The following is a 26,050-nucleotide window of genomic DNA, read 5'->3' on the forward strand; positions in this document are numbered from 1 at the left end:
ATATATTTAGATCTGTATCCAAGTGGTAAGAAAGTTCCAATCTGTATTCTAGACATTTCTTGTGCTGATTGACAGCATCAACACCCGATAGCAAAGCAGGAAGTGGGAGAGAGTATGACTGATACGGAAGTTTGGTTACGTCTGGCATCGGTGCGTGGTTTGGGGGCGAAACAGACGGCAAAGTTGGCCCGGCAGTTACTGGACACGAAAGATTACTCGCCGGACTTTATGCTCTCCTTTGGATTGAATACGACACAGATCGAACAATTTTTGACGTTTGATCGTGCATGTTTGGAAAACACGTTGTGCTGGTTGGATCAACCCGGACACGATCTTCTCACCTATAGCGATACTAATTATCCCCCTTTGCTGAACAATATCAGCTCTCCGCCTGTACTACTTTTTGTTGCTGGCGATTCCCATTTGCTGGCATTGCCTCAGATCGCGATCGTGGGTAGTCGTGATAACAGTGCTTATGGTGAACAGTGGGGACGGTACTTTGCTCAGGAACTTAGCCTGAATGACTTGATTGTTACCAGCGGACTGGCAATAGGAATTGATGGTATTGCACATCGATCAGCGTTGGAGATGGGAGGGAAAACGATTGCAGTGCTAGGCAGTGGTCTGAAGAGTATTTATCCCCATCGCCATCGGCCTTTGGCAGAACGCATTCTCGAACAAGGTGGTGCGTTGGTGTCTGAATTTGCATTAACCGCTCCTCCAGTGCCTGCCAATTTTCCACGCCGGAATCGAATTATCAGTGGGCTTAGCCTCGGTGTTTTAGTGGTTGAAGCCTCTAGGCGCAGCGGTTCACTAGTAACGGCACGTTATGCGCTGGAACAAAACAGGGAGATTTTTGCCTTACCGGGCCCGATTGGCAACCCTATGATGGAAGGAACCCATTGGCTGATTCAGCAAGGTGCGTATTTGGTAACACATCCGAAAGATATTCTGGAACAATTGAACAGTAGTCTACAGTGGTTTTCTGGTCTGCCCAATGAAAGCACGGGTGAAACTATTTCTATCCGGTATGATGAACTGGAATTGCCATTTGCTGACGTGTTGGCTAACGTAGGAGATGAGGTTACACCTGTTGACGTTGTCGCTGAACGTGCCGGCCAACCTGTGCCAGAAGTAGTCAGTAAACTATTGGATCTGGAGTTAGCAGGATGGATCGCAGCTGTACCCGGCGGCTATGTCCGATTAAGGAGGGCAGGCCATGTTCGACGTACTCATGTACTTGTTTGAAACATATATACACAATGAAACTGAAATGCGTGTCGATCAGGATACGTTAACTGATGACCTCACTCGCGCGGGATTTGATCGTAATGATATTTATAGTGCGCTGGACTGGCTGGAAAAATTAGCTGATCTTCAAGAAGGACAGGCTACTCCGCTGGCGTTAGCCAGTGATCCTTTGGCGTTACGGATCTATACGGCTGAAGAAGAGCAGCGCCTGGAGACGGAATGTCGGGGGTTTTTGCTGTTTCTTGAACAGATTCAGGTATTGAATCTGGAAACACGGGAAATGGTTATTGATCGAGTTATGGCGCTGGAAACTCAGGACTTTGACCTGGAAGATCTGAAATGGGTCATTCTGATGGTGTTGTTTAATGTACCTGGTTGTGAAAATGCCTATCAACAAATGGAAGAGTTACTCTTTGATGAAAACGACGGTTATTTGCAGTAGTAGTAAGGACGGGTAAGTAGATACGCAATGGTTAAAACCACTCTTTTTGATGAGAAAAAGCAACAGACTTGTCCTGAATGTGGGGCTGCGCTGGTTATTCGATCTGGACGGCATGGCCCTTTTCTTGGTTGTTCTTGCTACCCAGCATGTGAATATATCCGGCCGTTAAAAGCGCAGGCTGACGGTCATGTGGTCAAAGTCTTGGAGGGGCAAAGCTGCCCTCTCTGCCAGTCGACATTAATACTGCGGCAAGGCCGTTATGGCATGTTTATCGGTTGTAGTCGCTATCCTGATTGCGACCATATCGAAACGATGGATCGTCCAGATACAACATCGCTGACCTGTCCTCAATGCCATAAAGGTAAGTTACTCCAGCGTAAATCCCGTTATGGGAAGGTTTTCCATGCTTGTGAACGCTATCCAGACTGTCAATTTACACTGAACCATAAACCAATAGCGGGGGAGTGTGAGTATTGCCATTATCCGTTATTGCTTGAGAAAAAAACGGCACATGGACTGAAACGTTTTTGTGCCAGTAAATTGTGCGGAAAACCAGTAATAACAGAAAAGATGGATAGCAATGAATAATTTCCCACAAGATCAATTGGTTCCTCTGTTACAGAAATTGAAGGAAGGAAAAGTCATCGCCTACCCAACCGAGGCTGTATTTGGTTTAGGATGCGATCCTGACAGCGAGACTGCAGTTAAACAGCTGCTAAAGTTGAAGCAACGTCCGTGGGAAAAAGGATTGATTCTGATTGCCGCTGAATTTTCGCAACTGGAACCTTACCTGGATCTTGCCGCATTAAGCGCAGAACAGAAGGCGGCTATTTTCGCTTCCTGGCCAGGACCTGTGACATGGGTGATCCCGGCCAAACCAGCTACACCAAGATGGTTAACGGGAAAGTTCACCTCTCTGGCTGTCCGTGTCAGCGCTCATCCTTTGGTGAAACAGTTGTGTCTGAGTTATGGTAAGCCATTGGTATCAACCAGCGCTAACTTGAGTGGTCAGCTACCATGTCGTTCTGCTGTTGAGGTAGCTCAACAGTTTGGGGATGATTTCCCAGTATTACATGGCAATGTTGGTGGCCGGTTAAATCCGTCTGAAATTCGTGATGCCTTGACGGGAGAGATGTTGCGACAAGGGTAAATGCAATGGGAGATACGATGTCTAATATAAAATTTTTTGCGGTTTTTGGTAATCCCATCGCGCATAGTAAGTCCCCTCGCATTCACGCTCTCTTTTCCGAGCAGACTGGGATTGAGCTTGCATACGAACGTATTCTGGCGCCGGTTGCCGATTTCGAGAAAAGCTTGAGAGATTATTTTGAGGCGGGGGCTTATGGTGCCAACATTACTGCACCTTTTAAAGAGCGGGCTTGCGCCGAAGTTGATGTTCTCAGTGAACGAGCTTCCTTTGCGAAAGCCGTAAATACCATCAAAAAAATGGATAATGGTGAACTGTATGGTGATAACACGGATGGTATTGGTTTACTGAGTGACCTTAAGCATCGTGATTTGATACAACCACAGTCTCGCATTTTGCTGATTGGGGCTGGTGGAGCAACCAGGGGAGTGATTCAACCCTTGCTGAGTCATGGGTGTTCGTTGGTGTTAACAAATCGAACCTTGTCCAAGGCAACGGTGCTGGCTGAACATTTCAGTTCATTGGGCAATATTGCCGCTGTATCAATGCATGAGCTAAATGATTGTGCCTTTGATCTTATTATTAATGCCACATCATCGGGCATTACGGGTGATATACCAGCATTACCCGCATCGCTAATTTCTCAAGATATATGCTGTTATGACATGTTTTATCTGCCGGAGCCAACGCCATTCCTGAAGTGGTGTTTGCAACATGGCGCTCAGCATTGTTCGGATGGATTGGGAATGCTTATCTGGCAAGCAGCACACGCTTTCCAGTTGTGGCACGGTGTCATGCCTAATGTTGTCCCGGTCATTCAGCAAATGAAACAGGAACTTGCCAGTTGAACCAATCAATACAACTTCCTGATCGTGAATTATGAGATGAACAATCAAAAGTAATAAGATTCCTCGTACTGGTTAACGAATTTCAGAGCTAATGTTCTATTAGCTTTGTCACTATCCAGCAGCGATATGGTGGGGAAAATGCGGAACAGTGGCTGCCTTTGTTCCGCGTTTATCGTTGAGATTTAGAAGACGAATTTGAGCGTATGATCAAGGGTGTTTTACTTTCTACTGATTCAGATATTCATCTTTCCACAAAACGTAATTATTTGCCGAGTAAAGTAAGCCTTCAATTTCCTGTGGGCTTAGAGGGCGAATTTTTTTAGCAGGACTACCGAGGTAAAGGTAGCCTTTTTCCAGCACCTTGCCTGGAGATACCAGGCTGCCTGCACCGATCATTACATCATCTTCAATGATGGCACCATCCAGAATGATCGAGCCCATACCAACTAGAACCCTATTTCCTATAGTACAGCCGTGCAGCATGGCCTTATGTCCGACGGTGACATTTTCGCCAATGATCAAAGGATTGCCTTGCAGATTTTTTTCCGAGCAGTGTGTGACATGCAGTACGCTGCCATCCTGAATATTCGTACGGGCTGCAATATGGATTCGATTAACGTCTCCGCGAATGGTGACTAATGGCCAGATGCTGACATCATCTGCAAGAGTGACCTCGCCTATAACCACACTTGATGGGTCGATCATAACCCTTTCGCCAGTTATTGGCATAATTCCTTTAAACGGACGAAGCACGTTAGTCATTCTCAATCACCTCTTTTGGGTAAAATATTCACAACAACTACCTATTTTAGCTTTAGTGTTCTGATTGGATCTCCTTATTTGCCTTTGAAAATAGCGTTGTATGTACAAGATCTCAACGAAAGGGTGGAAAAATGTGCGAACAGAAAGAAAGATCTAAAAAGAGGTTGTGTAACTTTGGCGGATCCCTATAATGCGCCTCCACTGACCCGGTGCTGGTGAACAACACAACACAGAGTCAGGCCGGGAAAAACGAATTATTCGTTGACTCTGCAAGAGGATAGCGTAGTATACGCGACCTCACGGCAGCGCCGCGACGAACGCTCTTTAACAATATAATCAGACAATCTGTGTGGGCACTCACAGGACCCTATCGTAATCAATACGAAAAGACTTGAAGAGTGACTGACAGTAAATTCATTACGAATAAACAGTTATAAATTCTTTGAGCATCGCTTCTTCGGAAGCATATCAAACAAATCTTAAATTGAAGAGTTTGATCATGGCTCAGATTGAACGCTGGCGGCAGGCCTAACACATGCAAGTCGAGCGGCAGCGGGGGGAAGCTTGCTTCCCCGCCGGCGAGCGGCGGACGGGTGAGTAATGTCTGGGGATCTGCCTGATGGAGGGGGATAACTACTGGAAACGGTAGCTAATACCGCATGACGTCGCAAGACCAAAGTGGGGGACCTTCGGGCCTCACGCCATTGGATGAACCCAGATGGGATTAGCTGGTAGGTGAGGTAATGGCTCACCTAGGCGACGATCTCTAGCTGGTCTGAGAGGATGACCAGCCACACTGGAACTGAGACACGGTCCAGACTCCTACGGGAGGCAGCAGTGGGGAATATTGCACAATGGGGGAAACCCTGATGCAGCCATGCCGCGTGTATGAAGAAGGCCTTCGGGTTGTAAAGTACTTTCAGCGGGGAGGAAGGGGAGCGCTTTAATAGAGTGTTTCATTGACGTTACCCGCAGAAGAAGCACCGGCTAACTCCGTGCCAGCAGCCGCGGTAATACGGAGGGTGCAAGCGTTAATCGGAATGACTGGGCGTAAAGCGCACGCAGGCGGTCTGTTAAGTTGGATGTGAAATCCCCGGGCTTAACCTGGGAACTGCATTCAAAACTGACAGACTAGAGTCTCGTAGAGGGGGGTAGAATTCCAGGTGTAGCGGTGAAATGCGTAGAGATCTGGAGGAATACCGGTGGCGAAGGCGGCCCCCTGGACGAAGACTGACGCTCAGGTGCGAAAGCGTGGGGAGCAAACAGGATTAGATACCCTGGTAGTCCACGCTGTAAACGATGTCGACTTGAAGGTTGTGGCCTTGAGCCGTGGCTTTCGGAGCTAACGCGTTAAGTCGACCGCCTGGGGAGTACGGCCGCAAGGTTAAAACTCAAATGAATTGACGGGGGCCCGCACAAGCGGTGGAGCATGTGGTTTAATTCGATGCAACGCGAAGAACCTTACCTACTCTTGACATCCTCAGAAGAGACTGGAGACAGACTTGTGCCTTCGGGAACTGAGAGACAGGTGCTGCATGGCTGTCGTCAGCTCGTGTTGTGAAATGTTGGGTTAAGTCCCGCAACGAGCGCAACCCTTATCCTTTGTTGCCAGCGCGTAATGGCGGGAACTCAAGGGAGACTGCCGGTGATAAACCGGAGGAAGGTGGGGATGACGTCAAGTCATCATGGCCCTTACGAGTAGGGCTACACACGTGCTACAATGGCGCATACAAAGAGAAGCGAACTCGCGAGGGCAAGCGGACCTCATAAAGTGCGTCGTAGTCCGGATTGGAGTCTGCAACTCGACTCCATGAAGTCGGAATCGCTAGTAATCGTAGATCAGAATGCTACGGTGAATACGTTCCCGGGCCTTGTACACACCGCCCGTCACACCATGGGAGTGGGTTGCAAAAGAAGTAGGTAGCTTAACCTTCGGGAGGGCGCTTACCACTTTGTGATTCATGACTGGGGTGAAGTCGTAACAAGGTAACCGTAGGGGAACCTGCGGTTGGATCACCTCCTTACCAAAGATAGCCGTTGTGTGAAGTGCTCACACAGATTGTCTGATGAAGTACGAGCAGAAATACCTTTATAGGCTTGTAGCTCAGGTGGTTAGAGCGCACCCCTGATAAGGGTGAGGTCGGTGGTTCAAGTCCACTCAGGCCTACCAATTTCTTTCCATGCTGTGTTGTGTTTTTGCCACGGGCGAGAGTCTGTGTCGAGAATGACGCCTTGCCTGACGGAAATTTGTGTAAAGGTTTTCATGCGATGGGGCTATAGCTCAGCTGGGAGAGCGCCTGCTTTGCACGCAGGAGGTCTGCGGTTCGATCCCGCATAGCTCCACCATACAAAAAAAGACTTCAGAGTATATTGGCAACAGTATGCTGTGAAGTATTTTGCTCTTTAACAATCTGGAACAAGCTGAAAATTGAAACGATACAGCGAAACCTGCCTTGATGGCGGGAGTTGGCTGTATCAGAGTCTCTCAAATAATCGCATCCCGGATATTCCGAATCGATGAATGAGCGAGCCCGATGAAGACAAGGCGTACCGCACGGAGGAAGCGCAGTGGACGTGATGTCCATGAGCATACCGAGTACGGCACAACGCAGTATTCATGAGGCGCAGCCATTCAGAAAAGAAGAAACACCTTCGGGTTGTGAGGTTAAGCGACTAAGCGTACACGGTGGATGCCTAGGCAGTCAGAGGCGATGAAGGGCGTGCTAATCTGCGAAAAGCGTCGGCAAGGTGATATGAACCGTTATACCCGACGATACCCGAATGGGGAAACCCAGTGTGTTTCGACACACTATCATGTCATGAATCCATAGTGACATGAGGCGAACCGGGGGAACTGAAACATCTCAGTACCCCGAGGAAAAGAAATCAACCGAGATTCCCCCAGTAGCGGCGAGCGAACGGGGAAGAGCCCAGAACCAGAATCAGTTTGTGCATCAGTGGAAGCGTCTGGAAAGTCGCACGGTACAGGGTGATAGTCCCGTACACAAAGATGCGCTTGCTGTGAGTTCGACGAGTAGGGCGGGACACGAGATATCCTGTCTGAAGATGGGGGGACCATCCTCCAAGGCTAAATACTCCTGACTGACCGATAGTGAACCAGTACCGTGAGGGAAAGGCGAAAAGAACCCCGGCGAGGGGAGTGAAACAGAACCTGAAACCGTGTACGTACAAGCAGTGGGAGCCCCACCACCAAAGCATTCTCTGGTGATGAAGGCACCGCAACAGCAGCATCGCGGTGGCGGCGCGTCTTTTGCGACGCCCAACACACAAGACAAGCGGTGAGTGCTTTGGGGTGGGGTGACTGCGTACCTTTTGTATAATGGGTCAGCGACTTATATTTTGTAGCAAGGTTAACCGAATAGGGGAGCCGCAGGGAAACCGAGTCTTAACTGGGCGTCAAGTTGCAAGGTATAGACCCGAAACCCGGTGATCTAGCCATGGGCAGGTTGAAGGTTGGGTAACACTAACTGGAGGACCGAACCGACTAATGTTGAAAAATTAGCGGATGACTTGTGGCTGGGGGTGAAAGGCCAATCAAACCGGGAGATAGCTGGTTCTCCCCGAAAGCTATTTAGGTAGCGCCTCGTGAAGTCATCTTCGGGGGTAGAGCACTGTTTCGACTAGGGGGCCATCCCGGCTTACCAACTCGATGCAAACTACGAATACCGAAGAATGTTATCACGGGAGACACACGGCGGGTGCTAACGTCCGTCGTGAAGAGGGAAACAACCCAGACCGCCAGCTAAGGTCCCAAAGTCATGGTTAAGTGGGAAACGATGTGGGAAGGCCCAGACAGCCAGGATGTTGGCTTAGAAGCAGCCATCATTTAAAGAAAGCGTAATAGCTCACTGGTCGAGTCGGCCTGCGCGGAAGATGTAACGGGGCTAAACCATGCACCGAAGCTGCGGCAGCGGACATATCACTTAAGACAATTATGCGAAAACCGATTGACGGAGCGCCGCGACGTCAAAGCGTTCATTACGTCGAGTTGACTTAAGGATATGTCCGTTGGGTAGGGGAGCGTTCTGTAAGCCGTTGAAGGTGGTCTGTGAGGATTGCTGGAGGTATCAGAAGTGCGAATGCTGACATAAGTAACGATAATGCGGGTGAAAAACCCGCACGCCGGAAGACCAAGGGTTCCTGTCCAACGTTAATCGGGGCAGGGTGAGTCGACCCCTAAGGCGAGGCCGAAAGGCGTAGTCGATGGGAAACAGGTTAATATTCCTGTACTGGGTGTTACTGCGAAGGGGGGACGGAGAAGGCTATGTTGGCCGGGCGACGGTTGTCCCGGTTTAAGCGTGTAGGTGGGTGCTCCAGGCAAATCCGGAGCGCTGTCAACGCCGAGGCGTGATGACGAGGCACTACGGTGTCGAAGTGACAAATGCCACGCTTCCAGGAAAAGCCCCTAAGCTCCAGGTAACATCGAATCGTACCCCAAACCGACACAGGTGGTCAGGTAGAGAATACTCAGGCGCTTGAGAGAACTCGGGTGAAGGAACTAGGCAAAATGGTGCCGTAACTTCGGGAGAAGGCACGCTGTGCGAGGTGAAGTCCCTTGCGGATGGAGCGTTGCGCAGTCGCAGATACCAGCTGGCTGCAACTGTTTACTAAAAACACAGCACTGTGCAAACACGAAAGTGGACGTATACGGTGTGACGCCTGCCCGGTGCCGGAAGGTTAATTGATGGGGTAAGCCGCAAGGCGAAGCTCTTGATCGAAGCCCCGGTAAACGGCGGCCGTAACTATAACGGTCCTAAGGTAGCGAAATTCCTTGTCGGGTAAGTTCCGACCTGCACGAATGGCGTAATGATGGCCAGGCTGTCTCCACCCGAGACTCAGTGAAATTGAACTCGCTGTGAAGATGCAGTGTACCCGCGGCAAGACGGAAAGACCCCGTGAACCTTTACTATAGCTTGACACTGAACCTTGAGCCTTGATGTGTAGGATAGGTGGGAGGCTTTGAAGCGTGGACGCCAGTCTGCGTGGAGCCAACCTTGAAATACCACCCTTTAATGTTTGATGTTCTAACGTGGGCCCGTGAACCGGGTTGCGGACAGTGTCTGGTGGGTAGTTTGACTGGGGCGGTCTCCTCCCAAAGAGTAACGGAGGAGTACGAAGGTTAGCTAATCCTGGTCGGACATCAGGAGGTTAGTGCAAAGGCATAAGCTAGCTTGACTGCGAGAGTGACGGCTCGAGCAGGTGCGAAAGCAGGTCTTAGTGATCCGGTGGTTCTGAATGGAAGGGCCATCGCTCAACGGATAAAAGGTACTCCGGGGATAACAGGCTGATACCGCCCAAGAGTTCATATCGACGGCGGTGTTTGGCACCTCGATGTCGGCTCATCACATCCTGGGGCTGAAGTAGGTCCCAAGGGTATGGCTGTTCGCCATTTAAAGTGGTACGCGAGCTGGGTTTAGAACGTCGTGAGACAGTTCGGTCCCTATCTGCCGTGGGCGTTGGAAGATTGAGGGGGGTTGCTCCTAGTACGAGAGGACCGGAGTGAACGCACCACTGGTGTACGGGTTGTGATGCCAATTGCATTGCCCGGTAGCTACGTGCGGAAGAGATAACCGCTGAAAGCATCTAAGCGGGAAACTTGCCCCGAGATGAGTCTTCCCTGGGCCTTAAAGGCCCCTGAAGGGACGTTTAAGACGAAGACGTTGATAGGCTGGGTGTGTAAGCGCAGTGATGCGTTGAGCTGACCAGTACTAATGACCCGAGAGGCTTAACCTTACAACACCGAAGGTGTTTTGGAAGAGAGACGATATATTTTCAGTGATGTTCCGAGATTGGTTCTGATGGTTACACGGAAGTGTGACGGTCGGGATGAAACAGAATTTGCCTGGCGGCGATAGCGCGGTGGTCCCACCTGACCCCATGCCGAACTCAGCAGTGAAACGCCGTAGCGCCGATGGTAGTGTGGGGTCTCCCCATGTGAGAGTAGGGAACTGCCAGGCATTCAACAAGACGAAGCCCTCTGTGAAAGCAGAGGGCTTTTTCACGTCGGTAGTGTTGATGCCGCCGGCATGCGCGGTGGGATATCTGCCCAGCATGCTGTCGCCGGGTCAGTATCAAATAACGGCAAACCCTCTTTAGAATATTGAAATTATAAATTTAGTTCTATTGATTTTTTAAACAGCTATAAAAGATAACCCATAATGAATTACCCAATGCTTTTTATAAACGGGCATGGGAGTAGATCATCATTCGACCCAAAGATTCGAAGCAGTGTTTTATCTTGAACGATTCGACGTTTTTCTACATGGTCTAACCGTCGTTCATTTTGTGGTCAACGCCGCGTAAAGCTTTTGCCCGCTATGTTCGATTAACTCCAGCACCCGATCCCGCTGACGATAAAATTGTGTTGTCATCATCAGAAAAGCTTCCGGTGTTGTCTGGTCAACGCAACCACGTAGAATCTACAGGCCGGTGTCAACGCCACGATCTTTGACCGTTATTTGCCATTTTCATGCCCGCTAGATGCTTTCTTTACTGATGCTGTCCGCTTTCCGCCATTTCATCGTCACTGATTGGCGTGGCGTTTTTGGCCAACACTCCAGCTTTGCGTTTCTCCTTTAACCGGTAGCTTTCTCCTTTGATATTCAGCGTGGTTGAGTGATGCAGCAGCCGATCCAGGATCGCCGTAGCCAGCACGTTATCTCCGAACATCTCTCCCCAGTCTGCGAAGCCTTTATTTGACGTCAGGATGATGCTCGCTTTTTCATATCGTCTGTTCAGCAACCGGAAGAACAGGCTGGCTTCCTCTCTGGTCATTGGCAGATAGCCTATTTCGTCCAGGATCAGCACCCGGGCATAACTCAGTTGCTGTAACTGACGCTCCAGACGGTTTTCCAGTTTCGCTTTCATCAGCGTCGCGATCAGTCTGTCCAGTGGCATGAACAGTACCCGATGCCCTGCATCCGCCGCTTTCACGCCGAGAGCAACGGCCAAATGGGTTTTCCCGACACCTGGAGGACCCAGCAGGATCACATTCTCGCAGCGCTCCACGAACGCCAGACCGGCCAGCTCCCGGACAACCTTACGATCGATGCCCGGCTGGAAGGTGAAGTCGAACTGCTCCAGCGTTTTGACCCATGGCAGACGCGCCTGCTTCAGTCGGGACTCCATGCCGCGCTGATGTCTGCCGTTCCACTCCTGCTGCAGCGCCATGCACAGGAACTCCCGGTAGTTCAGCTCTTTTTTAGCCGCCTGCTCCAGCAGGCTTTCAACGTGATAGCTCAGGTGCTCCATTTTCAGGCGACTCAGCAGCGCTTCAAGTTCATGCATCACAGCAACTCCTCATAAGCACTCAGTGGGCGATGTTCTACCATGCTGACCTGCTGCCAGAGCGGGGCGTGGTGTTCCGGCACAGTCTGCCAGCCAGACGATGCTGAACAGAGTCGGTGTGACGCCACCTGTTGCTCATTGCTGTAGATCCGCAACTCATCATCCAGTGAGATCCGTATTGAGACCGGCTGTCCACACAAGGTTTCAGGAACACTGTAACGATTGCCGCCAACCTCGATATAACTGTCCCAGGACACATGGCGGATGTCGAAGTAGCTGGTATCGAAGTCTGTATCCGGCAACGGCTGCAGATGCTCCTGTTCCAGCGCGAAGCGCTGTTCCGGTGTTTCTTTGAACTGGCGAAGCTCCCGTTTATCAGCAACATCCGCCATCCACTGCTCCAGTTGCTGGTTAACATGAGCGAAGCTGTCGAACGTGCGGTACCGGACGAAGAAGTTCTCCTTGAGATACTTCACCATCCGCTCTACTTTTCCTTTGGTTCTGGCCCTGCGTGGGCGGCAGGCCCGTGGCAGGAAGTCATAGTGATCGGCCAGCAAGAGGAACCCGGAGTTGAACACCACTTTTCCGTTGTTATTTTTCAGCACCGCTGCCTTCTGGTTATCAACCAGCACAGTTTTCACACTGCCATCGAAGTAGCGGAAGGCGCGAACCAGCGACTCATAGGTGTGTTCAGCATCCTGCTTTGGCGCGGCGAAGACATGGAAGCGTCGGGAGAACCCCAGCGTATTAACCGCGAAGTTAACTTTACACCGTAGCCCGGCAACCTCCAGCTCGACTTCGCCCCAGTCGTGCTGGAGCTGATATCCCGGCTGGGTTTCGAAGCGAACCGTTCTTTTTGATGGGCGCATTTTACGTTTGGGCTGGATGTAGTAACGCAGCATGGAACGCCCGCCGGTATAGCCCATTGCCTTAATTTCCGCGAGGATGACCTCGCTATTCCAGACATTCTCGGCCAGGCGCATGTCGATGTAGTCCATAAACGGTTTCAGCTTAACCATTTTGTGGCGAGTCTTTCTGGCTGGCGGTTCAGGGTATTTGAGGTAGCGTCTGACAGTTCGTTCAGAGCAACCCACCTGAGTCGCAATATCGACAATGTACGCACCCTGCTGGCGCATTTGCTTTATCATGTAAAAGTCCTCTCTGCTCAGCATGTTGATGTCCTTTCTGGTGTGAGAACCTAAAGGAAACAACATGTAGGGTGGAGCGGACAATACTAATGGTGAATTACCGTCTTATATCACTGGCGCTAACACCGGGAAAGGCACCGCCATGATAGCTAAGATCATAATGGAAATCGTCGGTAGATCTGTAGCGCAGGCGGTGCCAAAGCGCTAACACTTCCTTTAGCACCGGTTGCCAGCGAGATGCATCGGCCTGCCATAAGACTGACACGAGAGTATCGACGTTAGGAAAATATCATCTCTTAAGATGAAACATTTTCAACTAACAGTTGAATACTCGACATCATTAGGCAAAGACGATATTGTAGGCATCTGGATGTCTAAACGTTTATACGTATGCTTTGAGGTTCTATCGTTATGCCAATTCGGGTTCCTGATGAGTTACCAGCTGTAAATTTCCTGCGTAATGAAAATGTTTTTGTTATGACGTCTTCACGCGCCCGTACCCAGGAAATCCGTCCGCTCAAGGTGCTGATCCTCAATCTGATGCCGAAAAAAATTGAGACGGAGAATCAGTTCCTGCGGCTGTTATCCAATTCGCCGTTGCAGATTGATATCCAATTGTTACGTATTGACAGTCATGAATCTAAAAACACGCCGGCGGAGCATCTCAATACTTTCTATTGCGATTTTGAAGATATTCAGGACGAAAATTTTGATGGTCTGGTGGTCACCGGCGCACCGCTGGGACTAGTGGACTTCCATGATGTGATGTTCTGGCCACAAATAGATCGAGTTCTGCAATGGGCGAAAGGGCACGTCACCTCGACACTGTTCGTCTGTTGGGCGGTACAGGCGGCGTTGAATATTTTATATGATATTCCCAAGATGACCCGTAAGGAAAAACTGGCTGGTGTGTATCAACACCGCACCTTGGAGCCCCATGCTTTGCTGACCCGTGGGTTCGACGAAACTTTCCTGGCACCACATTCCCGTTATGCCGATTTTCCGACCGAGGCTATTCGTCAGTACACCGACCTGGAAATACTGGCGGAGTCGGAGCAAACCGGTGCCTATTTGTTCGCCAGCCCTGATAAACGACTGGCCTTTGTGACCGGACATCCGGAATATGATGCGTTGACGCTGGCCAGCGAATATCATCGCGATCTGGCGGCCGGCCTTAATCCCGCCATCCCGTTTAACTATTTCCCGGATAACAATCCGGACTTGCCGCCCAGCGCCAGCTGGCGCAGCCATGGTCATCTGTTATTCACCAACTGGTTGAATTATTACGTTTATCAGATTACACCTTATGATTTGCGGCATATGAATCCTACCCTGGAGTAGTATTCTGTATAACGATACAAGGCGTCTAAGAAGACGCCTTGTATTTTATGGCAAAGTGCATATAGCGGCGATAGTGAGGAGATCGTAAGACGCTACAAGTATCTGTATCTCCTTAATCTCAAACCATGCCATCCCTGGCGCGGATGCTTTACTCTTCTTCCTATTATCACTGTCCTGACGCCGTACATAGGTTTGTCAACGGTTAGCAAAGCACCTTCCTTTTTTCTTCTTTATCACTTCACTTTTCCCATCTTCTCTTCTGGTGAAATTCGTTTCCTCATTGGAGCTAACTTTAATTTTTTATATTTCAATATGTTGCTGTGTTTTTTATTTTAAAATGGAAATAGTTTTTGATTTTTAAATTCGATGAGTTAGGCTTAACCCCGTTGACTGAAAAATAGTCGTATGAAATTCACTGGTTTTGCAGCCGACAAGACGAAGAGAATCTAACAAGGAACTATGATAATGACGCAACAGACGATAAGTAAGGAATTGGCGTTCAGTCAGCATTTTGGCGAAGCTGAGCGTCATATACTGACTGATGATGCGGTTGATTTCTTCACTGACCTGGTCAGCCGTTTCACACCACAGCGCAATGAATTACTGGCCGTCCGACAGACCGAGCAACAATTGATTGATGAAGGTCAATTACCGGATTTTATTTCGGAATCAAGTTCCATTACTGATGATGGCTGGAAAATCCGTGGTATTCCTGGAGATTTGCTGGATCGCCGAGTAGAAATTACCGGACCAGTAGAGCGCAAGATGGTAATCAATGCGCTTAATGCCAATGTGAAGGTCTTCATGGCGGATTTTGAAGATTCACTGTCCCCCAGTTGGGAAAAAGTGATTGATGGACAAATCAATTTGCGTGATGCGGTACGGGGAACCATCTCCTACATCAATGAAACTGGGAAAATTTACCAGTTGAAGCCTGATCCGGCCGTGTTGATCTGCCGTGTCCGCGGTTTGCACCTGCCTGAAAAGCATGTCACCTGGCGAGGGGAGGCGATTCCCGGTAGCCTGTTCGATTTTGCACTTTATTTTTTCCACAATTATCAGCAACTACTGGCGAAAGGCAGTGGTCCTTATTTTTATCTTCCTAAAACACAATCCTGGCAAGAAGCCACCTGGTGGAATGATGTATTCAGCTATAGCGAAGATCGTTTTGGTTTACCGCGTGGCACCATTAAGGCTACGGTGCTGATTGAGACTCTGCCAGCGGTTTTCCAGATGGATGAAATTCTTTATGTTATGCGCGATCACATTGTTGGGCTGAACTGTGGCCGCTGGGACTATATTTTCAGCTACATCAAAACGCTGAAAAACCATCCTGACCGAGTGCTGCCGGATCGCCAGTCGGTAACGATGGATAAACCCTTTCTGAATGCCTATTCGCGCTTATTGATTAAAACCTGTCACCGGCGTGGCGCATTTGCTATGGGCGGTATGGCGGCGTTTATTCCCAGTAAAGATGCTAAGCACAACCAATGGGTGCAGGAGAAAGTTCGCCAGGATAAGGAGATGGAGGCGAGAAATGGTCACGATGGCACCTGGATCGCGCATCCGGGCCTGGCAGACACGGTAATGCCGATTTTTGACCGGATTCTGGGGGGACGCAAAAATCAGTTGGACGTGTTGCGCGAGGGGGATGCCCCCATTACGGCCGCCGAGTTGCTGGAACCGTGTCCGGGAGAACGCACGGAAACAGGGATGCGAGCCAATATCCGTGTAGCAGTGCAGTACATTGAAGCCTGGATTTCCGGCAACGGTTGCGTGCCGATTTATGGCTTGATGGAAGATGCCGCTACAGCGGAAATCTCCCGCACCTCCATCTGGCAATGGATTCATCACGGTAAAACTCTGAATGATGGCAGAGCCATTACCAAATCACTGTTCCGGCAGATGCTGTCGGAAGAAATGCAGGTGATCAGAGAAGAAGTAGGTGAAGAACGTTTCGGCAATGGGCGTTTCGATGAAGCTGCCCGTTTGATGGAGCGTATTACGACCCAAGATGAGTTGATTGATTTCCTCACCTTGCCCGGCTACGCATTACTTGATTAATCCAGTTGATAAAAGGAAGAGTCGTTATGAGTACCTCTCGTACCCAACAAATACAGCAAATTGAAGAAGAGTGGAAAAATGAGCGTTGGGAAGGCATCACCCGTCCTTATCGCGCTGAAGATGTCGTTAATCTTCGCGGTTCGGTCAACCCGGAAAGTACGTTGGCTCAATTGGGTGCGGCCAAACTGTGGAAACTCCTGCACGATGGTAAGTCACGCAAAGGCTATGTGAACTGCCTGGGAGCATTGACAGGAGGGCAGGCGTTGCAACAGGCCAAAGCCGGGTTAGAGGCGGTATATCTTTCCGGCTGGCAAGTGGCCGCCGATGCCAATCTGGCATCCAGTATGTATCCCGACCAGTCACTGTATCCGGCCAACTCGGTACCGTCTGTGGTGCAGCGCATTAACAATACGTTCCGGCGCGCTGACCAGATTCAGTGGGCTAACGGTATTGGGCCAGATGATCCGCGTTATACCGATTATTTTCTGCCGATTGTCGCCGATGCTGAAGCGGGTTTTGGCGGTGTGCTGAATGCGTTTGAATTGATGAAATCCATGATTGAGGCCGGGGCGGCGGCAGTCCATTTTGAAGACCAATTGGCCTCGGTGAAGAAGTGTGGTCACATGGGGGGCAAAGTATTGGTGCCGACGCAGGAAGCTATCCAAAAATTGGTGGCAGCCCGTCTGGCGGCGGATGTGTTGGGTGTGCCAACGCTGTTGGTTGCGCGTACCGATGCAGATGCGGCCGATCTGCTGACCTCTGACTGTGATGACTACGATAAGGACTTTGTTACCGGTGAGCGCACGGTGGAAGGTTTCTACCGTACCCGGGCCGGTGTCGAACAGGCCATCAGTCGTGGGCTGGCGTATGCGCCTTATGCCGATTTGGTATGGTGTGAAACCTCGACACCCGATCTGGGGTTGGCACGTCGCTTTGCCGAGGCCATTCATGCAAAATTCCCTGGCAAATTGCTGGCCTATAACTGTTCACCGTCATTCAACTGGAAAAAGAATCTGGATGACCGGACTATTGCCTGCTTCCAGGATGAGTTGTCGGAGATGGGCTATAAGTACCAGTTCATTACGTTGGCAGGGATTCACAGTATGTGGTTCAACATGTTTGATCTGGCCCATGCCTATGCCCAGGGCGAAGGTATGAAGCACTATGTGGAAAAAGTGCAGCAACCTGAGTTTGCCGCGAGTCAGGAGGGTTATACCTTTGTCTCACACCAGCAGGAAGTGGGTACTGGCTACTTTGATAAGGTGACGACGATTATTCAGGGCGGGGCTTCTTCGGTCACCGCGCTGACGGGATCAACGGAAGAGCAGCAGTTTTGATCTTGAACGGCCAGCCTTGCGCTGGCCGTATTCGTATGGAGATCACGATGATTCATGATCGGGAACATTTGGTAGCCCAGACGATATTACAAGGTTTTGATGCGCAGTATGGCCGTTTTCTGGAAGTCACTGCCGGTGCTCAGCAGCGTTTTGAACGTGCCGACTGGTTAGCCGTTCAGCAATCTATGAAGCAGCGGATCCACCTTTACGATCATCATGTTGGACTGGTGGTGGCACAGTTGGGGTGTATCACCGGTTCACAGTGTTATGACGCGGGTTTTGTCGAGCAGGTAAAGCAGATTTACACCTCGTTGCTGCCGGATTATCCACGTTTTGAAATTGCGGAAAGCTTCTTTAATTCCGTTTATTGCCGCCTGTTTAATCATCGCGAGCTGACGCCGGATAAATTGTTCGTGTTCAGTTCGCAACCAGAACAACGTTTCCATGAAATTCCTCGTCCCCTGGCAAAAACCTTTACACCAACCGACGGTTGGCCGGTCATGTTGAAAAAGCTTCTGACGGATTTGCCGTTGCGTTTACCGTGGGAAAATCTGGACCGCGACATTGATTATATTGTGGACGCGCTACAGCAGGATTTTGCGGATGACTCATTATCGCAGGCGTCATTACAGGTAGCCAACGAGTTGTTTTATCGTAATAAAGCTGCCTGGCTGGTGGGAAAACTGTATTTGCCTGATGGTGTATTCCCTTTTTTGTTGCCGATTCACCATAGTGAGCATGGAGCCCTGTTTATTGATACTTGCCTGACGACGCAGGCGGAAGCCAGCATTGTGTTTGGTTTCGCGCGTTCCTACTTCATGGTGTATGCGCCACTGCCGTCTGCGCTGGTGGCTTGGTTGCGCGATATTCTGCCCGGCAAAACTACGGCGGAACTGTATCTGGCGATAGGATGCCAGAAGCACAGCAAAACCGAATATTACCGCGAGTATCTGAATTATATGGCGGATTCGGAGGAGCAATTCATTATTGCGCCGGGTGTGAAAGGTATGGTCATGTTGGTATTCACCTTACCGGCCTTTGACCGCGTGTTCAAAGTGATAAAAGATCATTTCGCCCCGCAGAAAGAGGTAAATGAGGAACGGGTTCGGGCCTGTTATCGCTTGGTGAAGGAGCACGATCGGGTTGGGCGTATGGCGGATACGCAGGAGTACGAAAATTTCGTGATCGAAAAGCGCCGTATCAGCCCGGAACTGCTGGCGGAATTGCAAAGAGAAGTACCGGAGAAACTGGAATATTCAGGCGACAAACTGATCATTCGCCATTTGTATATGGAACGCCGCATGACGCCACTGAATATCTATCTGGAGCAGGCGAACGAACAGCAACTGCGGGATGTGATTGAAGAGTACGGTAATGCTATCAAGCAGTTGGCTGCGGCAAATATCTTCCCTGGTGATATGTTGTTCAAAAACTTTGGTATTACCCGACACGGGCGGGTCGTATTCTACGATTACGACGAGATCTGCTACATGACGGAAGTGAATTTCCGTGATATTCCCCCCCCACGCTATCCTGAAGATGAACTGGCGGCTGAGCCCTGGTACAGCGTGGCGTCAAATGATGTGTTCCCGGAGGAGTTTCGCCTGTTTCTGTGTGGCGATCGCCGCTTGTCGTTGCTATTTGAAGAGATTCATGGCGATCTGTTTCAGGCGGATTACTGGCGGGCGTTACAGCAGCGCATCCGTGAGGGGCATATTGAAGATGTTTATGCCTATCGGCGCAGAAAACGTTTTAGTCAGCGTAATGCTGTACCGATAGGGCCACGAGTCAGTGCTGCCTGATACTGAGTGATATGCCGTTAGCGTATGCCACCATATTCATAAGTGATGTCTTTAGCCGCCTTGATGACCAGCGCACCCAATTCAGTAGTGCGGTCATTTGTGATTCGGGATATCGGGCCGGAGATCGAAATGGCGGCAAAGGCTTCGTGATGTTCATCCAGAATACAGGCGGCCACACAACGTAGCCCCAGCGCGTGTTCTTCATCGTCAAACGAATAACCCTGCTTGCGTATTTGCGCCAGATTTTCCTTTAAATTCTGCGAATTGCAGGTGTGTGGCGTGTAACTGTGTAATCCTTTTTTATGCAGTAGCTGTGAGATCTTGTCATCCGGCAGGCTGGCCAAAAAGGCTTTGCCAGCGCCAGAGGCGTGCATGGGCAACTTACCGCCGATGGGGGCAGACATCCGCATCAGCGCGGTACATTGTACCTGATCGATAATGATGGCCTGATAATCTGAATGGTCGAGCACCGCGAGATTGACGGTTTCCCCTGAGCTTTCCATCAGTTTGCGTAGCGTTGGATGCACCATGGTCAGTAAGTTGCGGCTTTGCAGGAAGCTACTGCCGACCACAAACGCCTGAGCGCCAATGGTCCATAATCCCAGTTCACCCACCTGACGGACAAAGCCTTGTTGCTGCATAGTGCTCAGTAACCGATGAGTAGTGGAATTGGGTAAACCGGCCTGCTGAGCCAAATCAGTCAAGGCGATACTGCCATTTGCCTTGGCAATGTATTCCAACAGGGTCAGACCACGTGTCAGTGATTGTACCTGTCCTGCGGGTTGAGCTGTCACGGTAGTGGCTCTGGGTTTCTTTCCTCGTTTGACTGGCTCTGGTGGCGTCATGATCTCGGTTCCTTTTTCATATAATGGAATTGATTTTCGTTTTTTTTTCAGAGATTGCAACCTTCTTCTGCAACACCTGATAAGTTGGTGTCAATAACTGAGAAACTCTCATCTGGCATGGGGCTGGCAGGTGGTGAACTTGTGCTAGGATAGACCTTCGCAGTGGCGATGGGGATTGACGACTGGAAAAGATGATGGCGACGAATCGGTTAAACGAATTACAACAGCAGTTGGCACAACGTATTATGATTTTGGATGGTGGCATGGGAACCATGATCCAGAGTTATCATTTGCAGGAAGAGGATTATCGCGGCACCCGCTTTGCTGACTGGCCTAGCGATCTGAAAGGCAACAATGACCTGCTGGTGCTGACTAAGCCGGATGTGATTACCGCTATTCATGATGGTTACCTGGAAGCGGGTGCCGATATTCTGGAAACCAATACTTTTAACTCGACCCGCATTGCCATGGCCGATTACGACATGGCGGCGTTGTCGGCTGAGATTAACACCGCTGCCGCCCGATTGGCACGCGCCTGTGCCGATGAATGGAGTACACGGACACCAAATAAACCGCGTTATGTCGCGGGTGTTCTTGGGCCAACCAACCGCACTGCCTCAATATCACCAGATGTGAACGACCCGGCATTCCGCAATGTCAGCTTTGATCAACTCGTTGATGCTTACCGGGAATCCACCCGCGCATTGATCGAGGGTGGTGTCGATTTGATTATGCTCGAAACCATTTTTGACACGCTAAATGCCAAAGCAGCGGTATTTGCGGTAGAAAGCGAATTTGAGGCGTTGGGTATCACGCTGCCGGTGATGATTTCTGGCACGATTACCGACGCCTCCGGCCGTACGCTGTCTGGCCAGACGACGGAAGGATTCTACAATGCACTGCGTCATGCCAGGCCGTTGTCGTTTGGTCTTAACTGTGCGCTGGGGCCGGATGAGTTACGACAGTATGTGGCGGAATTGGCGCGTATTGCCGAATGTTATGTCACCGCGCATCCTAACGCGGGTCTGCCCAATGCGTTTGGCGAGTACGACCTGGATGCACAGGCGATGGCGCAGCAGATTGGTGAATGGGCGCGCGCCGGGTTTTTAAATATTGTGGGTGGGTGCTGTGGTACTACGCCGCAGCATATTGCCGCTATCGCCCGAGTCGTGGAAGGTGTGGCACCGCGGCCGCTGCCAACCATTCCGGTAGCCTGTCGTCTGGCAGGGCTGGAGCCCTTGAACATCGCTGATGACACGCTGTTCGTCAATGTTGGTGAGCGTACCAATGTAACCGGTTCGGCTCGTTTTAAACAATTGATAAAAGAAGAAAAATATAACGAAGCGCTGGCAGTGGCCCGCCAACAGGTGGAAAGCGGTGCACAGATTATCGACATCAACATGGATGAGGGAATGCTGGATGCCAAAGCGGCGATGATGCGTTTTCTCAATTTGATTGCCGGTGAGCCGGATATCGCCCGCGTCCCCATCATGATTGACTCTTCCAAATGGGAGGTGATCGAAGCCGGGCTGAAATGTATTCAGGGCAAAGGTATCGTCAACTCGATTTCCATGAAGGAAGGGGAAGATATTTTTCTCCATCACGCCAAATTGGTACGACGCTATGGCGCGGCCGTTGTCGTGATGGCGTTTGATGAAGTAGGGCAGGCGGATACCCGGGCCCGCAAGATTGATATTTGTCGCCGGGCCTATCGCCTCCTGACAGAAGAGATTGGCTTCCCTCCGGAAGATATTATTTTCGACCCCAATATTTTTGCCGTGGCGACCGGCATTGACGAACATAACAACTATGCCGTTGATTTCATTGAAGCCTGTGCCGACATTAAAGCGCAATTGCCGCACGCGTTGATTTCCGGTGGTGTGTCTAACGTGTCGTTCTCATTCCGTGGCAATAATCCGGTTCGTGAAGCCATACACGCTGTATTCCTGTATTACGCTATCCGTAATGGTATGGATATGGGGATTGTGAATGCAGGTCAGTTGGCGATCTATGATGATTTACCCGCCGAGCTGCGTGATGCGGTGGAGGATGTGATTCTTAACCGTCGCAACGATGCAACGGAACAGATGCTGGGTCTGGCGGAAAAATACCGTGGTAGCAAATCCGAGGGTGACAGCAATAAACCGCAACACGAGTGGCGTAGCTGGCCGGTGAAAAAACGGCTGGAGTATTCTCTGATCAAAGGGATTACCGAATTTATTGAGCAGGATACCGAGGAGGCACGCCAACAGTCAGAACGCCCGATTGAGGTGATTGAAGGGCCGCTGATGGATGGTATGAATGTGGTGGGCGATCTGTTCGGCGCCGGGAAAATGTTTCTGCCTCAAGTCGTGAAGTCCGCTCGAGTGATGAAGCAGGCGGTAGCCTATCTGGAACCTTTTATTGAAGCCAGCAAGGCGAAAGGTTCCACCGCCGGGAAAATCCTGTTGGCAACGGTTAAAGGCGATGTACATGATATCGGCAAGAACATTGTGGGTGTCGTGTTGCAGTGTAATAACTACGAGATTATCGATCTGGGTGTGATGGTTCCCACCGATAAGATTTTGAAAACCGCACGGGAAGAGAACGTCGATATTATCGGGTTGTCGGGGTTGATCACGCCATCCCTGGATGAAATGGTGAATGTGGCAAAAGAAATGGAACGGCAGGGCTTTACGCTGCCGTTGCTGATCGGTGGTGCCACCACATCCAAAGCGCATACCGCGGTGAAGATAGAACAAAACTACAGTGGTCCAACCGTCTACGTACAAAATGCTTCACGTTCCGTCGGGGTCGTATCGGCGTTGCTGTCAGACACGCAACACGACGAATTTGTCGCCCGTATCCGCAAAGAGTATGAAACGGTGCGCATTCAGCATGGTCGTAAAAAACCACGTACACCGCCGGTGTCATTGGAAGCGGCACGGGATAATGCCCAGGCCATCGACTGGAAAAATTACACGCCGCCAGTGGCGCATCGACTTGGTGTACAGCAGGTTTCCGCCGGCATTGAAACCCTGCGTAACTATATTGACTGGACACCGTTCTTCATGACCTGGTCGCTGGCTGGCAAATATCCGCGCATTCTGGAAGATGATGTGGTGGGTGAAGAAGCCAAACGGTTGTTTGCCGACGCGAATGCCATGCTGGATTCATTGGCCGCAGAGGGAGCGCTCAATCCTCGTGGTGTGGTCGGGATATTTCCGGCCAATCGTGTCGGTGATGATATTGAGATTTACACTGATGAGCATCGCAATGAGGTACGTGCGGTAGGCCATCATTTGCGCCAGCAAACCGAAAAAATCGACTTCCCTAACTATTGTCTGGCCGATTTTGTCGCCCCGAAATCCAGTGGAAAGCCAGACTATATCGGAGCATTTGCCGTTACCGGTGGGTTGGAAGAAGATCTGCTGGCGGAACAGTGGGAAGCGCAACACGATGATTACAACAAGATCATGCTCAAAGCGCTGGCGGATCGTTTGGCGGAAGCCTTTGCCGAATATTTGCACGAACGAGTACGTAAGGTTTACTGGGGATACGCGCCGAATGAAAATCTTGGTAGCGATGAGCTGATTCGTGAAAATTATCAGGGTATCCGCCCGGCTCCGGGGTATGCAGCGTGCCCGGAACATACCGAGAAAGCTACCATCTGGCAGCTACTGGATGTGGACAATCAAGCAGGAATGAAGTTGACGGAATCCTATGCCATGTGGCCGGGTGCCTCAGTATCCGGCTGGTATTTCAGCCACCCTGAAAGTAAGTATTTTGCCGTAGCACAGATTCAGCGCGATCAGGTGGAAGACTACGCCCTGCGCAAGCAGATGACGGTAAGTGAAGTTGAACGCTGGTTAGCCCCGAATCTGGGGTATGACGCGGATTAATATTTTACCAGGACGTCGGATGGCAGGCAGATATCAGAGAGAATGCGCTGGCGGTATATGGCATAGAACGGGCACCCTACGGTGCCCGTCTACGTTTTATTTGTCGGGTATTAATACAGGCCGATCACTTTCCACCACAGCAGGCCAGCGGACATGAAAATTGCCTGGTTAACCAGACTGATAGCAAACCCGGTTCTCCACCAGACGACGGTAGGCACATAGCCAGACCCGAACAGAATCGGACCGCGAGCGTGGGTATATTGTGTCAGTGAGCAGTACAGGCTACTGGTGAAAGCCAGCATCATCGCCATCGGTGCTGCCGGGATATGCAGACTGATACCGACACCCAGGAATACTGCGTACAGAGCGGCAATCTGTGCATTACCACTGGCAAAGAAATAATGAGTATAGAAATAGGCGGCATTGAGTAACAACAGTACCAGTACCCAACTGGTGTTCCCCATCATATGGCTGATGTTGCTACCGATGAGATCACCAAACCAGGTTGTAAAACCGAGTCTTTTCAGCTGATTGGCCATCATTAATAGTGCGGCGAACCAAATCAGCGTGTCCCAGGCACCTTTTTCACTCTTGACGTCTTCCCAGTTTAATACCCCGGTTAACAGCAAGATGGACAAGCCGACAAAGGACGCGGTGGTGGCATTCACGCCCAGTACGCTACCAAAAATCCACAATACCAGCAGGATCAATACTGTGGCGGCCATCAGCCATTCTCCCCGGCTCATTCTGCCCATTTTATCCAGTTCGGAAATGGCCAGCTTCGGTGCCTCCGGCGTATGGCGGATTTCCGGTTTGACCAGGATATAAACGCACCATGGGACCAGCAGCAGGGAAATCATGCAAGGCACTACCGCTGCCACGAACCAACTACCCCAGGTGATGGTAATACCGGCGTTAGCCGCCAGTTTTACCGCTAGCAGATTACCGGTGTAACCGGTCATAAACATCGCGGCGGTGACGTCGTTAACGTTACCGATACACGTAATTAAAAAGGTACCAATCTTACTGCGGGATGCATCTTCCGGTTTGGAATCAAAGCTACGGGCCAGTGAGTCAGCAATCGGATAGATTACCCCGCCGCAACGGGCGGTGTTACTCGGCATGGCCGGCGACAACACCAGATCCGCAAATGCCAGACCATAGGCCAGGCCCAGCGTCCGTTTACCGAGCATACGAATCATTTGTAGTGCGATACGGCGTCCCAGACCGGTTTTAATAAATCCTCGGGCAATCATGAATGCGACGACAATCAGCCAGATGAGTGAGCTGTTCAAATCACTCAGCGCCGTTTGGATGGAGGCACTCGCGGTGGTATCGCCTGCGGCATAGGTGAGAGCAAACAAAGTGATACTGATAATACCGATGGCCCCGATGGGTAATACGTTGGCCACAATACAGATAATGGTAGAGACAAAAATGACAGCCGAATGCCAGGCCGCTGGTTTTAGTCCTGTCGGTGGGGTGATATGCCAAAAGATAACGGCAATTATCAGGATAATCACTAAAGGCAGCCAGTTCAGGCCATATGATGTTTTGGTCTTCATCCATTTTCCTTGCTGAGGTCGGAAACGTTTGCTAATACGCTAACGCTTTAAAGTTAGGTATGTGCGCAGAATAGCGCTAACTTAAATCCTAAAAAGCGAAAAATAGCCACTTGTTGATTTGGGCGGGCATTTCGAAAATTTTACCGTTATTTGTGCAAATGAATTTTCACAATAAAGGGTGGTCTGTCAGACTGAGGTGGAATCTCTGGGGCGGATGGTATAGCCAACACGCATCATAATGCCAGTATCTGCGAGGAGATCATTCCTGGTGGTACAGGCTGTTTTTATTGTTATGTTTTTATATTGGAT

At 50.4% G+C, this 26,050-nt stretch carries 15 protein-coding genes, 2 tRNA genes and 3 rRNA genes; 15 read left to right on the forward strand and 5 right to left on the reverse strand.

Annotated elements, in window-relative coordinates; all coding sequences use genetic code 11:
• The first annotated feature begins 114 nt into the window (after positions 1–114).
• From dprA to aroE, 5 genes are read left to right on the forward strand one after another with little or no spacing between them, the layout of a single operon-like run.
• Complete coding sequence (gene dprA / locus RS889_RS02125; RefSeq protein WP_315709148.1) at positions 115–1,248, forward strand: DNA-protecting protein DprA; 1,134 nt, start codon at positions 115–117, stop codon at positions 1,246–1,248.
• Complete coding sequence (locus RS889_RS02130) at positions 1,220–1,693, forward strand: DUF494 family protein (RefSeq protein WP_021013321.1); 474 nt, start codon at positions 1,220–1,222, stop codon at positions 1,691–1,693. Before dprA ends, RS889_RS02130 begins: the two co-directional genes overlap by 29 nt.
• A 27-nt stretch (positions 1,694–1,720) precedes the next feature.
• On the forward strand, positions 1,721–2,281 hold the full coding sequence (locus tag RS889_RS02135; RefSeq protein WP_021013320.1) for a DNA topoisomerase family protein: 561 nt from the start codon (positions 1,721–1,723) through the stop codon (positions 2,279–2,281).
• Positions 2,274–2,843 carry an L-threonylcarbamoyladenylate synthase type 1 TsaC gene (gene tsaC, locus RS889_RS02140; RefSeq protein ID WP_021013319.1) on the forward strand — a complete coding sequence of 190 codons (570 nt, stop codon included), beginning with the start codon at positions 2,274–2,276 and terminating at the stop codon, positions 2,841–2,843. The genes RS889_RS02135 and tsaC overlap by 8 nt, the downstream gene beginning before the upstream one ends.
• A gap of 17 nt (positions 2,844–2,860) precedes the next feature.
• The gene (aroE, locus tag RS889_RS02145) at positions 2,861–3,688 is read left to right on the forward strand and encodes a shikimate dehydrogenase (RefSeq protein ID WP_315709149.1); all 828 of its coding nucleotides are present in this window, start codon (positions 2,861–2,863) and stop codon (positions 3,686–3,688) included.
• A 225-nt stretch (positions 3,689–3,913) separates the two neighbouring features.
• Here the strand turns inward: aroE and RS889_RS02155 are convergent, their stop codons facing one another.
• On the reverse strand, positions 3,914–4,450 hold the full coding sequence (locus RS889_RS02155) for a gamma carbonic anhydrase family protein (RefSeq protein WP_315709150.1): 537 nt from the start codon (positions 4,448–4,450) through the stop codon (positions 3,914–3,916).
• 481 nt (positions 4,451–4,931) lie between these two features.
• On the opposite strand from RS889_RS02155, the gene RS889_RS02160 reads away from it, so the two are divergent.
• The 5 genes from RS889_RS02160 to rrf all read left to right on the forward strand — a co-directional run bounded on the left by RS889_RS02160 (position 4,932) and on the right by rrf (position 10,428).
• Positions 4,932–6,474: ribosomal RNA gene (locus RS889_RS02160) — 16S ribosomal RNA — on the forward strand.
• A gap of 69 nt (positions 6,475–6,543) precedes the next feature.
• A tRNA-Ile gene (locus RS889_RS02165) sits at positions 6,544–6,620 on the forward strand.
• Positions 6,621–6,720: 100 nt separating this feature from the next.
• Positions 6,721–6,796, forward strand: a tRNA-Ala gene (locus tag RS889_RS02170).
• 317 nt (positions 6,797–7,113) lie between these two features.
• Positions 7,114–10,204, forward strand: a 23S ribosomal RNA gene (locus RS889_RS02175).
• 108 nt (positions 10,205–10,312) lie between these two features.
• A 5S ribosomal RNA gene (gene rrf / locus RS889_RS02180) occupies positions 10,313–10,428 on the forward strand.
• Together the 16S, 23S and 5S rRNA genes with 2 tRNA genes alongside form the textbook arrangement of a ribosomal RNA operon.
• A 532-nt stretch (positions 10,429–10,960) precedes the next feature.
• Here rrf and istB read toward each other — a convergent pair.
• Both istB and istA read right to left on the reverse strand, forming a co-directional pair.
• The gene (gene istB, locus RS889_RS02185; RefSeq protein ID WP_261459902.1) at positions 10,961–11,758 is read right to left on the reverse strand and encodes an IS21-like element helper ATPase IstB; all 798 of its coding nucleotides are present in this window, start codon (positions 11,756–11,758) and stop codon (positions 10,961–10,963) included.
• Positions 11,758–12,930: an IS21 family transposase gene (istA, locus tag RS889_RS02190; RefSeq protein ID WP_315707433.1), complete on the reverse strand. Its 1,173-nt coding sequence runs from the start codon at positions 12,928–12,930 to the stop codon at positions 11,758–11,760. Before istA ends, istB begins: the two co-directional genes overlap by 1 nt.
• A 387-nt stretch (positions 12,931–13,317) precedes the next feature.
• On the opposite strand from istA, the gene metA reads away from it, so the two are divergent.
• From metA to aceK, 4 genes are all read left to right on the forward strand, one after another.
• The gene (gene metA / locus RS889_RS02195) at positions 13,318–14,247 is read left to right on the forward strand and encodes a homoserine O-acetyltransferase MetA (protein ID WP_021013316.1); all 930 of its coding nucleotides are present in this window, start codon (positions 13,318–13,320) and stop codon (positions 14,245–14,247) included.
• 465 nt (positions 14,248–14,712) lie between these two features.
• Positions 14,713–16,311, forward strand: a complete 1,599-nt coding sequence (aceB, locus tag RS889_RS02200) for a malate synthase A (RefSeq protein ID WP_315709151.1) — start codon at positions 14,713–14,715, stop codon at positions 16,309–16,311.
• Between the two features lie 26 nt (positions 16,312–16,337).
• Positions 16,338–17,648: an isocitrate lyase gene (gene aceA, locus RS889_RS02205; protein WP_021013314.1), complete on the forward strand. Its 1,311-nt coding sequence runs from the start codon at positions 16,338–16,340 to the stop codon at positions 17,646–17,648.
• Between the two features lie 47 nt (positions 17,649–17,695).
• Positions 17,696–19,450, forward strand: a complete 1,755-nt coding sequence (aceK, locus tag RS889_RS02210) for a bifunctional isocitrate dehydrogenase kinase/phosphatase (protein WP_315709152.1) — start codon at positions 17,696–17,698, stop codon at positions 19,448–19,450.
• 17 nt (positions 19,451–19,467) lie between these two features.
• Here aceK and iclR read toward each other — a convergent pair whose 3' ends face one another.
• On the reverse strand, positions 19,468–20,295 hold the full coding sequence (iclR, locus tag RS889_RS02215; protein ID WP_021013312.1) for a glyoxylate bypass operon transcriptional repressor IclR: 828 nt from the start codon (positions 20,293–20,295) through the stop codon (positions 19,468–19,470).
• A 194-nt stretch (positions 20,296–20,489) separates the two neighbouring features.
• On the opposite strand from iclR, the gene metH reads away from it, so the two are divergent.
• Entirely contained in the window at positions 20,490–24,176 is a 3,687-nt protein-coding gene (gene metH, locus RS889_RS02220; RefSeq protein WP_315710877.1) for a methionine synthase, read from the forward strand.
• 110 nt (positions 24,177–24,286) lie between these two features.
• Here metH and RS889_RS02225 read toward each other — a convergent pair whose 3' ends face one another.
• Positions 24,287–25,741, reverse strand: coding sequence for a DASS family sodium-coupled anion symporter (locus tag RS889_RS02225; protein ID WP_315709153.1), 1,455 nt, complete (start codon positions 25,739–25,741; stop codon positions 24,287–24,289).
• Positions 25,742–26,050 lie beyond the last annotated feature (309 nt).

This window comes from Brenneria uluponensis (assembly GCF_032395385.1).
GTDB lineage: Bacteria > Pseudomonadota > Gammaproteobacteria > Enterobacterales > Enterobacteriaceae > Prodigiosinella > Prodigiosinella aquatilis.

Excerpts from the sequence above, each read along its gene's own strand:
- dprA (WP_315709148.1), top strand. The coding sequence starts at position 115 with ATGACTGATACGGAAGTTTGGTTACGTCTGGCATCGGTGCGTGGTTTG.
- RS889_RS02130 (WP_021013321.1), top strand. The coding sequence starts at position 1,220 with ATGTTCGACGTACTCATGTACTTGTTTGAAACATATATACACAATGAA.
- RS889_RS02135 (WP_021013320.1), top strand. The coding sequence starts at position 1,721 with ATGGTTAAAACCACTCTTTTTGATGAGAAAAAGCAACAGACTTGTCCT.
- tsaC (WP_021013319.1), top strand. The coding sequence starts at position 2,274 with ATGAATAATTTCCCACAAGATCAATTGGTTCCTCTGTTACAGAAATTG.
- aroE (WP_315709149.1), top strand. The coding sequence starts at position 2,861 with ATGTCTAATATAAAATTTTTTGCGGTTTTTGGTAATCCCATCGCGCAT.
- RS889_RS02155 (WP_315709150.1), bottom strand. The coding sequence starts at position 4,450 with ATGACTAACGTGCTTCGTCCGTTTAAAGGAATTATGCCAATAACTGGC.
- istB (WP_261459902.1), bottom strand. The coding sequence starts at position 11,758 with ATGCATGAACTTGAAGCGCTGCTGAGTCGCCTGAAAATGGAGCACCTG.
- istA (WP_315707433.1), bottom strand. The coding sequence starts at position 12,930 with ATGCTGAGCAGAGAGGACTTTTACATGATAAAGCAAATGCGCCAGCAG.
- metA (WP_021013316.1), top strand. The coding sequence starts at position 13,318 with ATGCCAATTCGGGTTCCTGATGAGTTACCAGCTGTAAATTTCCTGCGT.
- aceB (WP_315709151.1), top strand. The coding sequence starts at position 14,713 with ATGACGCAACAGACGATAAGTAAGGAATTGGCGTTCAGTCAGCATTTT.
- aceA (WP_021013314.1), top strand. The coding sequence starts at position 16,338 with ATGAGTACCTCTCGTACCCAACAAATACAGCAAATTGAAGAAGAGTGG.
- aceK (WP_315709152.1), top strand. The coding sequence starts at position 17,696 with ATGATTCATGATCGGGAACATTTGGTAGCCCAGACGATATTACAAGGT.
- iclR (WP_021013312.1), bottom strand. The coding sequence starts at position 20,295 with ATGACGCCACCAGAGCCAGTCAAACGAGGAAAGAAACCCAGAGCCACT.
- metH (WP_315710877.1), top strand. The coding sequence starts at position 20,490 with ATGGCGACGAATCGGTTAAACGAATTACAACAGCAGTTGGCACAACGT.
- RS889_RS02225 (WP_315709153.1), bottom strand. The coding sequence starts at position 25,741 with ATGAAGACCAAAACATCATATGGCCTGAACTGGCTGCCTTTAGTGATT.